The sequence below is a fragment of the Arthrobacter sp. JCM 19049 genome (assembly GCF_001310435.1).
Genome location: NZ_BAXF01000045.1, coordinates 1 through 10,981, shown reverse-complemented (window position 1 = coordinate 10,981; position 10,981 = coordinate 1). Strand labels below are relative to the sequence as shown.

Sequence of the window (10,981 nt, the reverse complement as noted above, 5' to 3'; positions counted from 1 at the left end):
GCCGCTCTGGCCCACGCCCAGCAGCACTACGCCTCCGACGGCGACATCGAGGCCAAGGCGACGCTGAGCACCAGCAACCTGATGCTCACCCGCGACGAGGCCGATGAGTTGGTGCGCCGCATCGAGGCGCTGATCCCGGCCTTCCGCCGGGATCTGAAGGCCGGCAGGATCCCCAACGCCCAACCCGAGCCGACGCGCGAACTGTGGCACTTCTCCGCCCTGCTCTCGGCCGATGAACTGTTGAACAAGTCACATCAAGCCCCGATTCGCCACAAACCCCGAAGTGAGCAGGACGCCGCAGGCCGGCTGAACTAAACTGGGTCGTGGCTGGCTGTGGCCAAGGTATGCCGCAAGCTATGAAGCCATTTTCGTTACGAAAGGTAGAACCCGATCTCATGAGCGAGCAGCTGACTCTCACCATCGACGGCGAGCAGGTACAGGTGGACGCGGGGACGACCGGTGCCCAGTACTACGCCGACCAAAAAGACGTGGTGGTCATGCACGTCGACGGCGAACTGCGCGACCTGTCCCGCGAACTGCACGAAGGCGCCACCGTCACCCGCGTGACCATCGCCGATCCCGAAGGCCTGGAGGTGCTGCGCCACTCCACCGCCCACGTGATGGCCCAGGCCGTGCAGCAGCTGCGCCCCGACGCCAAGCTGGGCATCGGGCCCTACATCACCGACGGGTTCTACTTCGACTTCGACGTGGAGGAGCCCTTCACCCCTGAGGACCTGAAGCAGCTGGAAAAGATGATGCTCAAGATCGTCAACCAGAACCAGCGCTTCGAACGCCGCGTGGTCACCCCCGCGGAGGCCAAGGCCGAAATGGCCGACGAGCCCTACAAGTGCGAGCTGCTGGCCAAGGCCGACGCCGATGACACCATCGGCGAAGGGGTCTCGGTGGAGGTCGGCGCCGGGGAAACCACCATCTACGACAACGTGGACCGCAAGAGCGGGGAAACGCTCTGGAAGGACCTGTGCCGCGGCCCGCACCTGCCGAACACCAAGCTGATCAAGAACGCGTTCGCGCTGACCCGCTCGGCCGCCGCCTACTGGCTGGGCAGCGAGAAGAACAAGCAGCTGCAGCGCATCTACGGCACCGCCTGGCCCACCAAGGAGGACCTGAAGGCCTACCAGGAGCGCCTGGCCGAGGCCGAGCGCCGCGACCACCGCAAGCTGGGCGCCGAACTGGACCTGTTCTCCTTCCCCGATGAGCTGGGCTCGGGCCTGCCGGTCTTCCACCCCAAGGGCGGGATCATCAAGCGCGAGATGGAAGACTACGTGCGCGACCGCCACATCGAAGAGGGCTTCCAGTACGTGGGCACCCCGCACATCTCCAAGGACGGGCTGTTCCACACCTCCGGGCACCTGCCGTACTACGCCGACACCATGTTCCCGCCGCTGCAGATCGACGAGGAGCGCGACGAGGACGGCAACATCACCCGCCAGGGCCAGGAGTACCGCCTGAAGGCGATGAACTGCCCGATGCACAACCTGATCTTCCGCTCCCGCGGACGCAGCTACCGCGAACTGCCGCTGCGTTTGTTCGAGTTCGGGCACGTCTACCGCTACGAGAAGTCCGGCGTGGTGCACGGGCTGACCCGCGTGCGCGGCTTCGCGCAGGACGACTCGCACTCCTACGTCACCAAGGAGCAGGCCCCGGCCGAGGTCGAGCACCTGCTGAACTTCATGCTCTCGCTGCTGCGCGATTTCGGGATGGATGACTTCTACCTGGAGCTGTCCACCCGCGATGACAGCGACAAGTTCATCGGCTCCGACGAGCAGTGGGCCGAGGCGACCGCCGTGCTGGAGAAGGTCGCCACCGCCACCGGCGTCGAGCTGGTCCCGGACCCGGGCGGCGCGGCCTACTACGGGCCGAAGATCTCGGTCCAGGCCAAGGACGCCATCGGACGCACCTGGCAGATGGGCACCGTGCAGTACGACTTCAACCAGCCGGCCCGCTTCGGGCTGGAGTACCAGGCCGCCGACGGCTCGCGCCAGGAACCGGTGATGATCCACGCCGCGAAGTTCGGCTCCATCGAACGTTTCCTGGGCGTGCTCACCGAGCACTACGCCGGCGCCTTCCCGGCCTGGCTGGCGCCGGTGCAGGTACGCGCGATCCCGGTCGCCGAGGCGTTCAACGACTACCTGGCGAGGTCGTGGCCAAGCTGAAGTCCCATGGCGTGCGCGTGGAACTGGATGACTCCTCGGACCGCTTCCCGAAGAAGATCCGCAACGCGTCCAAGGAAAAGATCCCGTTCGTGCTCATCGCCGGCGGCGAGGACGCCGAGGCCGGGGCGGTCTCCTTCCGCTTCCGCGACGGCAGCCAGGACAACGGGGTGTCCGTCGACGAGGCGGTCTCCCGCATCGTCAACGCCATCGCCAACCGCGAGAACAACAACTAGCACGCCGTTTCAACACGCACGCAACCCGTGCGGGCCACGTTGCCCGGGCGCTGGCAGGCCACCGTGCCTGCCGCCCGGGCAGCGCTGCCGGCCGGGTGAGGGAAGGGGTCCCACGGGATGCAGTATCCGGACGATGAAAAGGTCACCGACGATTTCGAGCTGGCCGGGGTGCCGGATTCGTTCCAGCGGCTGTGGACCCCCTACCGGATGGCCTACGTCAAGGGCGGACAGCACCAGTTCCAGGACAAGGACGACTGCCCGTTCTGCGCCGCCCCGACCCGCAGCGACGAGCAGTCCCTGATCGTGCACCGCGGCCAGAGCTGCTTCGTGCTGCTGAACCTCTACCCGTACAACCCCGGGCACCTGCTGATCTGCCCGTACCGCCACGTGCCGAACTACGATGACATCACCGCCGAGGAGACCGCGGAAATGGGCGCCCTGACCCAGCATTCGATGCGGGTGCTGCGCCAGGTCTCCAACGCCAAGGGCTTCAACCTGGGCATGAACCAGGGCCTGGCCGGAGGAGCGGGCATCAGCGCGCACCTGCACCAGCACGTGGTGCCGCGCTGGGGCGGGGACGGGAACTTCTTCCCGATCATCGCCAACTCCAAGGCCATCTCCGCCACCCTGGGCGAGGTGCGCAGCGAGGTCGCCAACGCCTGGGACCAGGTCTAGACGCACCGCGCCGCGCAGACCGCCTCACACGCGAAGGCGTACCCGCGGGCGGAGCCACCAAACACCAGTTGGCGGTTCCGGGCCCGCGGTGTTCCCGGCGCACGATCGACGCCCCGCGGAACCTGCGAAGGGGATCTGGACTTGCTTCTGCGCTCGTTCCCGCGCCAGGCGGCAAAGCAAATCTGACCTGCTTTTTTTCGCGAGTGAATTGTTACGTCACCCAGGCGAATCGGGAGATAAATCTACCGGTTGGCGAATGTGACGCAACACCGGAGGGAAATGTTACGCGTCATCCTACGATTACTGGCGTAGCCCAGAAGTGCGTTCAGTGTTGGAAAGGAAAACGCCAGAATGTCTAACCCAGATCAGACCCCGTCGGCCCAGACCGGTTCGGACCGCGTGAAGCGCGGCATGGCCGAAATGCTCAAGGGCGGGGTCATCATGGATGTGGTCACCCCCGAGCAGGCCCGCATCGCCGAGGACGCAGGTGCCGTGGCCGTCATGGCACTGGAACGCGTTCCGGCCGACATCCGCGCCCAGGGCGGGGTCTCACGCATGAGCGACCCGGACATGATCGACGGGATCATCGAAACCGTTTCGATCCCGGTGATGGCCAAGGCCCGCATCGGCCACTTCGTCGAGGCGCAGATCCTGCAGTCCCTGGGTGTTGACTACATCGACGAGTCCGAGGTGCTGTCCCCGGCCGACTACGAGAACCACATCGACAAGTGGCCCTTCACCGTGCCGTTCGTCTGCGGCGCCACCAACCTGGGGGAGGCGCTGCGCCGGATCAACGAGGGCGCTGCCATGATCCGCTCCAAGGGTGAGGCCGGCACCGGCGATGTCTCCAACGCCACCGGGCACATGCGCAAGATCCGCACCGAGATCGCCAAGCTGCGCGCGCTGCCGGAGGACGAGCTGTACGTGGCCGCCAAGGAGCTGCAGGCCCCCTACGATTTGGTCAAGGAGGTGGCCACCACCGGCAAGCTGCCGGTCGTGCTGTTCACCGCCGGTGGCATCGCCACCCCGGCCGACGCCGCCATGATGATGCAGCTGGGCGCGGACGGCGTGTTCGTCGGCTCGGGCATCTTCAAGTCCGGCAACCCGGCCAGCGTGCCGAGGCCATCGTGAAGGCCACCACCTTCTACGACAACCCGGATGAACTGGCCAAGATCTCCCGCGGCCTGGGTGAGGCCATGGTCGGCATCAACGTCGCCGACGTGCCGGTACCGCACCGCCTCTCCGAGCGCGGCTGGTAAACCCTGAAATACTAGGCAATTCGGGCCCACGTCACCGGATTTTCGGTGGCGTGGGCCTCTGCTTTTCATAGCTGATTGGGACTGATGCCGTGGTCTAAACTGCGTATTCGTCCGTGCTGTCGTCAAGAAGTGCATATCGGGGAGCAGAACCGGCTCTCCTACGAGTCCAACGCTCTCGTCTTCTCCATTCATGCCTAAGCAGCAATATCAGGTTGAGGCGATGCGCGACGCCGACCGGATCAGATTCAAGCGCGTCCGCCGCTCCGGTTTGCTTGTGATAGGACAGACAGACTTCATGAAAGGGAGCAGTCAGGAGAGAATCAGAGGCATGCACGCCCTTAGGTTCGCCCACCAGGGACAGCCATCGTTACCAAGCGGTCAGAGCAAACTGTGCGCCGGAAAACTCCCGAGCCTGCATTCTGCTTCCGATTGGCCAATCACGCGGCAGATACTCAATGCTGACGACTCGTACCTCGATACCCCGGCCCTCCAACTCATCGAATACTCGAACCAGCGACACCTTGCTGAAGCTAAAGAGGTCGTCCGGGCTTACCGTCCTGCCAATCTCCTTCGCACGGATAGCGTATATCACCTTGCGAGGCCTAGTCCCGATGAGTTCGGGGTTCCCGCCGCGTTGCTTAACCCGTTCGCGCAGTTTCGCTCGGGCCTCGCCGTCGTGCTGCAGCGCGTGCGCAGAATTGCCTCCCTGTGCGAACAGATGACTAAGCGGTGCCGACGAGGTCGCCGACTTGACGTGGACGTAGACGTCCGTTTCTGTGATCAGGTCACTCGGCTCAAAGCCCCGCTTGTTCTGAGACGTCTGAACAAGCTTCCGGTCCATCCGAACAGCATCCAGAGATTCAGCAGCCTTCTTGTTGTAGGCCTCCTCATCGTCGGGTGCATGCCAGTCGGGCATCGTCACTCCTGAAGACTTCGCAAAGATTTCCTTCACACGTTGGTCGAGTTGGTTGGCGTAATCGAGATCCATTGCAAACCACTGCCCGCTATGCAGGAAGTACCTCCGTCCGGTCTCCTCTATCTCAAGCGCAACCCACTTGCGGAGCGGGATATCGCCGCTAACCACATCTTCGCCTTCGGCATCGCCGAATAGTTGGATTTTGATCCTGTCCAACGATGCGACGTCACGCCCCTTCATCAACTCCAGGATGACCTCAGCTGTCGGTAGATCGGCCCTCGGCTGCGTGTCACCACCGCGCTTGACCCTGAAAGATTCCGCTGGCTTGTTCTCATTCAGATGTTCATGTGGCCAGGTCACCGTGATCTTGGAAGTATGGAGGTCTTTCTGAAGTTCGGATAGAAGGTGCGTCTCCAAGCGCTGATGCAAATCTGTTCCTTTCTTGACCGGAACAAGTTGTTCTAGAGCCTGCAACTCGGAAGGGGGATTCTGCGCCAGAAGGTCGTTAAGTACTTGGAGATCTGTCAGCAGAGCTGACGGCGTGAGTCCAAGAGGCACAGAAACAGCATCGGCTCCTCGCACACGGAACTCTTTCCCGATCGTCAGGCCTTTGATCTCGGCCTTGCCAACAACCCGAGTCACCAGTTCGCCGAAGCCGCCGATACCGAAGCCAGTAAGCCCCGAACCAGCGGGAATGGAGGACCGGTCCACCTTTGCGCGCTCATCGAGCACGGACCGAGTCAACGAACTCAGGAGTTCGGGATCGGCGGACCGCAGGGCAAGTCTCTGACCGAACGCTCCGTCGACCAGCCCCTGATCCAAGAGTAACCAGCCCATCCCCCAACACAGCGCCCAAGTGGCCGCGTTCTTCTGATCGTCCAGGCGCAGCAGCAACACGCCGGCGGCGGTTTCGTTGGATTCGTCCACAACAATGCCGGTTAACTGCTCCACGCGGGAGGCCCACTTTACCGGCCCCTGGCCGCCAATTGTTCCGACGATGAGGAGCGCGTCTCGGTCCTTGATCGTGCACGGCTTCTGTGTGAAGGCCGAATCGTCCCGGTACTTCTTCTTGACCGCCTCTTCAAGTTCGGGCGTATTGCGCAGCCTGTACAGCGTGGTTGCCTGAGCTGTGGCCTTCTGTCGAGCCATCTCTTCCCCTCATCGCATGCGCCGCACCTACGCGGCGACCCTAGTCAAAGTCTGCCAGGAAGCACCCCGGAAATGCGCCCACCCGCCTGCCATGGGCGCTCGGTCGGGGCAGCGGACGGCAAAGTTCGCTGGAACAATCGCGAACGCAGACACCGGTACGAGGAGCCTGGATACAGCTTGCCTCCGGCTGCCACCATCATGCGCAAAAGGTTGAGCATCCCCACGGCCGAGGAAATGCCACGCCTCACGTGCTTCGCTTGATTGTTCAGTTAGCGTTTTCGCTGGCAGACCAGGCAGAAGTGGCTCGTCCGGTTCATGAACTTCTCCCGCACGATCGGCGTCCCGCAACGCGCTCAAGGTTACCCTGCGAGCCCATACACGCTCAGGCTCCAGTCAGAGTACACGCTGCTGCTGGCCACATCGACGTAGAGCGAATCGAAGGATTCCCCTCCTTGCGCGAGCGCATTGGCCATCACCTGCCGCGCCGCATCGATCACCGCCGAGATCCTCGCCGCGGACAGCGAGGAAGCCGGCGTCTCGCCCTGCACCTCGGCGAACCAGAGCGCCTCGTCGGCGCAGATGTTCCCGGTGCCCAAAACTTACACCTAGCATGACGACGATGTCGCCCGTGTTGCGCCCGGTGAAGAGCAGTTCCTGTCCATCAGGGACCACGTGGTAGACCCTGCACGCGTGCAGTACTCGTCGCTAGTGGGCACGGACCGACTCTTCCGGATCGGCGACAGTGAGGTGTCTCTGGTCTCGGAGCTGCTTGACCGAGACTTTCGTCTCGGCGAGCGTCTCTGACGTGTCGTCGCCCAGATCGAGCTTCGACGGCGTTCGGCGACGTGAGCGCTTGGCAGCGGTGGCCGCGACCGCCGGCTCATCACCCGGCGGGTAGCTCCCATGCTCCAGGACCCGTGGGGTCTATAAAATGGTCTTATTGTCAAGCTCGGACTGATGATCGCCATTGTTTTTTCGAGCTGGCAATTTTCGGTAACGGGGCGAAAGCGCAACAAGGACAGCTAACCTCTTACCCGTCACGCCTCGCCACCGCCTACATGGCAACGGTTCACGGTGCCTGTTCCCCGAAGAAGTCCATGATGAGTTTGATGGTCGCGTTGGGCGCCTCGTCCACCACGTAGTGACCGGCGTTTGGAACAGCCGCCACACGTACGTCCCGACCAAGCGTGCTTGGATCCGCGAAGAGCTTGTCGACGACGTGCGGCGGGAAGCCGACATCTTTGGTGCCGAACACGAAGAGCGTTGGCATGGCAAAGCGCCGCTGGCGGTATGCCCCGCGGGTAATCCGCGCCAGCTCGGGCAACACGATTCTCTGGCAGAGGGGAGTGCTGCCCCGCGAGAATTCAGAATCACGCAGCAGCGAGACATAGAATTCAACGACTTCCGGTGCCAGGGGTTGGGCCACGAAATGCGAGAACAGCCACCGCGGCAAGTAGTTTCCACGCAGCAGGGCTGGCCCCAGACCCGGTATCGCCAGGACTTCCTGGTGCCACAGATGCCGCATGCCCGGCAGCAGGTCGGCGGTGAACCGCATTTGCGGCGGCGGAACTGAGAAGAGAATCTGGGCGCGGAAGCGTTCGGGCTGATCCAGGGTCAGATGATACGCGCTGATGGCCCCAAGGTCGTGGCTGACCAGCCTGACTGGGTCCAGTCCCAGCCGATCTAGCAGGAACAGGATGTCCTCGGCGCGCCGGCTGCGGTTCATTGACTTGGTGGGCAGCTCACTCCAGCCTTCGCCCCGCAGATCCGGCGCAATCGCCTGGTACCCGTTCGCGGCCAGCGCCGGCATCACCTCGCGCCATTCCCACCAGGACTGTCCGAACCCGGAGAGCAGCAGTACCGGCTGCCCGTGCCCGGCGCTTGCGATATGCATTCGGCCGTCAGGCAGATCCAAGTACTGGTGCTCCACCCCGGAAACTTCCGGCAGGGCCGGTCTGGATGTCATTGTCAGGGCCATGACGCGCCTCCCTTGGCGGCAAGCGATGTAGTAGGCCAAGTGTACGCCGCGAGCCACTACGAAAGTAGTAGAATCCGCTCAAGATCTCCCAATTTAATGCCTCCAGGCGCGCGCGGCCGGCTCCTTCGGCCCCGTTGGCCGTCAACGCTCTGCCTGTCTACGCTGAGAACATGTCATCGATTATTTACGACCTGGCCATGAGCCTGAACGGGTATATCGCCGACCGTCATCATTCCCTGCAGTGGCTTTTTGAGGTGCCTGGTGCCCAGGAGCCGGACCCCTCACTGTTCCCGTCGGATGCGGCAGTCCACGTCGAGGGATCAAGCACCTACCTGTGGATGCTGGAGCAGGAGGAACTGCTGGAGAACCCCGAACGCTGGCAACAGCTCTACGGGCAGAAGCCGACCTTCGTCTTCACCAGCCGTCAGCTGCCAATTCCCGAGGGCGCCGATGTGCGGCTGGTCAATGGCCCGGTGCAGGAGCACCTGGAGCAGATCCGGGCCGCCGCGAACGGCGGGGACATCTGGGTGCTTGGGGGCGGGGAGCTGGCCGGACAATTTTTCGATGCCGGCGCCTGGACCGGATCGCATTGACCATTGCCCCGGCAGCGCTGGCCGCAGGCGCCCCGGTGCTGCCCAGAAACATCAAGGCCGACCGGTTGCGCCTCATGGAGGCGAAACCGGCCGGCCCATTCGCGCGGCTCGTCTACGAGGTCCGTTCCGCATAGCGGGTCTCGGCCTGCCGCGGGGCACAGGCACCGCGGCAGGCTAACCAGGCTGGTTACCAGCTGCGCATGATCAGGTGGCGACCGCGGCCCAGCAGCCGCAACCCGTTGTGGGTGAAGAACTCGGCGCTGCGCGGGGTCGCGGCGGCCAGCAGCTCCACCGGTTCGGTGTCGTCCATTGGGTTCAGCGGGTTGATCATCGACCGGGAGAGCCCGTGCAGCAGCGCGGTGCCCACCCCCTGGCGCTGGTGGCTGGGCGCCACCGCCAGCGAATGCACCATCAGCTGGCCCTCCAGGCCCTGCTGGACGAAACCGCGGCCAACGATCTCATTCTCCTCGGTGCGCGCAACCGCGTGTTCGATGCGGCGCAACGCCGGGTGCCCGGAGCTCAGCCCGGTTTCCAGGTTCCGCCACAGGCTGGTTACCTCCAGTTCCTTGGCGTCGGCGCCGCTGGCCTCGGGTACGTTCGGACCCAGGCGGATCTTGCCCTTCCATTGTTCGTGGGGGATTGCCAGGTAGCCGGCGTGCCAGGAGACCTGCGCGTTGTCGGTGAACCCGGCGTCGAGCAGGTGCTCGGACGGGGCCCCGGAATTCAGCCAGGCCTCCACACGGCGGGCACCAAGCCGGCGCCCCTCGGCCAATCCCGGACGCAGGCCCGCCGGTTCAGGGTGTTCGGGGAAGAGCAGCAACAGGCGCTTGCGCACCGGCTGCCACACCCATGAACAGCCATGGGTGGTAAAGATCTTTCCCCCGGTGGCAACGGCCAACGCCTGGTGCCAGTGGGTCAGAGCGTCCTGGGCGGAAGCAATTGTCGTCATATTTATGCGTTCACCAAGCCTCGACGGCGCAGCAGCGGCTCAACCCGCGCGGCGCGGCCACGGAAGTTTTCGTAGGATTCAAGCGGTTCGCGCGTGTTTCCCCGGCTGAGCAGCTCGGCGCGGAACCTCTCCCCATTTTCGCGCATGAGCCCGCCATTTTCGGTGAACCACTCCACGGTGTCGGCATCGAGCACCTCGCTCCAGATGTAGGAGTAGTACCCGGCGGAGTAGCCGTTGGCGAAAATGTGCTGGAAGTACCCGGTGCGGTAGCGCGGCGGGATCAAATCCGGGTCGAACCCGGCGTTGGTGAGCGCCTGGCGCTCAAATTCCTGCGGGTCGCCCACCTGCTGGCCGGCCGGCAGGGTGTGCCAGGCCCAGTCCAGGACACTGGCGGCCAGGTACTCGGTGGTGGCGAAGCCCTCGCCCCACTGCTCGGCGGCGCGGATCTTCTCGGTCAGCTCCGCCGGCAGCGGCTGCCCGGTTTCGTGGTGCCGGGCGTAGTTGCTGATCACCTCCGGGTGCAGCACCCACATTTCGTTGACCTGGGAGGGGAATTCGACGAAGTCGCGGGGCACCGAGGTGCCTGAGAGCGAGGCGTACTTGCCGTTGGAGAACAGCCCGTGCAGCGCGTGGCCGAACTCGTGGAAGAGGGTGCGGGTCTCATCCAGGGTCAGCAGGGCCGGCTGCCCGGCGGCCGGCTTGGTGATGTTCAGCGTGTTGGTCACCACCGGCAGCTCGTCCAGGTCGCTGGCCGCATCGCGCAGCGAGGTCATCCACGCTCCGCCCTTCTTCGTCTCCCGGGCGAAGAAGTCCCCGGTGAACAGTCCCAGCGCGCTGCCGTCGGCGTTGGAAACCTCCCACACCCGCAGGTCCGGGTGATAGGCCGGCAAATCGGTGCGTTCGGCGAACGTGATGCCGTACAGCTTCGTGGCGGTGGCGAACACGCCGTCGCGCAGCACCCGCTCCAGCTCAAAGTAGGGGCGCAGCGCGGCCGAATCCAGCGCGTAGCTTCGCGCAGCACGGCCTGCGAGTAGTAGCTCCAGTCCCACGCGTCG

The 10,981-nt window shown here is 64.2% G+C and carries 8 protein-coding genes and 4 pseudogenes; 6 read left to right on the top strand and 6 right to left on the bottom strand.

What is annotated here, in order from left to right; genetic code table 11:
* The 4 genes and pseudogenes from JCM19049_RS04005 to pdxS form a co-directional block, all read left to right on the top strand.
* Positions 1–315, top strand: a 315-nt coding sequence (locus tag JCM19049_RS04005) for a hypothetical protein (RefSeq protein ID WP_279402424.1), incomplete at its 5' end; no start/stop codon positions are given.
* Positions 316–395: 80 nt separating this feature from the next.
* Positions 396–2,407: pseudogene (thrS, locus tag JCM19049_RS04000) on the top strand (threonine--tRNA ligase).
* 117 nt (positions 2,408–2,524) lie between these two features.
* Entirely contained in the window at positions 2,525–3,082 is a 558-nt protein-coding gene (locus tag JCM19049_RS03995) for an HIT domain-containing protein (protein ID WP_054820875.1), read from the top strand.
* A gap of 351 nt (positions 3,083–3,433) precedes the next feature.
* Positions 3,434–4,341, top strand: a pseudogene (gene pdxS / locus JCM19049_RS03990) (pyridoxal 5'-phosphate synthase lyase subunit PdxS).
* 367 nt (positions 4,342–4,708) lie between these two features.
* Here pdxS and JCM19049_RS03985 read toward each other — a convergent pair.
* The 4 genes and pseudogenes from JCM19049_RS03985 to JCM19049_RS03975 all read right to left on the bottom strand — a co-directional run bounded on the left by JCM19049_RS03985 (position 4,709) and on the right by JCM19049_RS03975 (position 8,300).
* Complete coding sequence (locus JCM19049_RS03985) at positions 4,709–6,406, bottom strand: DUF6119 family protein (protein ID WP_054820874.1); 1,698 nt, start codon at positions 6,404–6,406, stop codon at positions 4,709–4,711.
* A 269-nt stretch (positions 6,407–6,675) separates the two neighbouring features.
* Positions 6,676–6,750: pseudogene (locus JCM19049_RS18510) on the bottom strand (bifunctional DNA-formamidopyrimidine glycosylase/DNA-(apurinic or apyrimidinic site) lyase); the annotation flags it as partial.
* Between the two features lie 15 nt (positions 6,751–6,765).
* Positions 6,766–7,002: a hypothetical protein gene (locus JCM19049_RS03980; protein WP_054820873.1), complete on the bottom strand. Its 237-nt coding sequence runs from the start codon at positions 7,000–7,002 to the stop codon at positions 6,766–6,768.
* A 473-nt stretch (positions 7,003–7,475) separates the two neighbouring features.
* Positions 7,476–8,300, bottom strand: coding sequence for an alpha/beta hydrolase (locus JCM19049_RS03975; RefSeq protein ID WP_279402425.1), 825 nt, complete (start codon positions 8,298–8,300; stop codon positions 7,476–7,478).
* Between the two features lie 254 nt (positions 8,301–8,554).
* Here JCM19049_RS03975 and JCM19049_RS03970 point away from each other — a divergent pair, with 254 nt between their 5' ends.
* Positions 8,555–8,977 (top strand): dihydrofolate reductase family protein, encoded by a 423-nt coding sequence (locus JCM19049_RS03970; protein WP_306420674.1) that lies wholly within the window; start codon positions 8,555–8,557, stop codon positions 8,975–8,977.
* Positions 8,974–9,111, top strand: coding sequence for a hypothetical protein (locus JCM19049_RS22190; RefSeq protein WP_306420673.1), 138 nt, complete (start codon positions 8,974–8,976; stop codon positions 9,109–9,111). Before JCM19049_RS03970 ends, JCM19049_RS22190 begins: the two co-directional genes overlap by 4 nt.
* Before the next feature lie 53 nt (positions 9,112–9,164).
* Here JCM19049_RS22190 and JCM19049_RS03965 read toward each other — a convergent pair whose 3' ends face one another.
* Both JCM19049_RS03965 and JCM19049_RS03960 read right to left on the bottom strand, forming a co-directional pair.
* Positions 9,165–9,926, bottom strand: coding sequence for a GNAT family N-acetyltransferase (locus tag JCM19049_RS03965; RefSeq protein ID WP_054820871.1), 762 nt, complete (start codon positions 9,924–9,926; stop codon positions 9,165–9,167).
* 2 nt (positions 9,927–9,928) lie between these two features.
* Positions 9,929–10,981: pseudogene (locus JCM19049_RS03960) on the bottom strand (M3 family metallopeptidase); the annotation flags it as partial.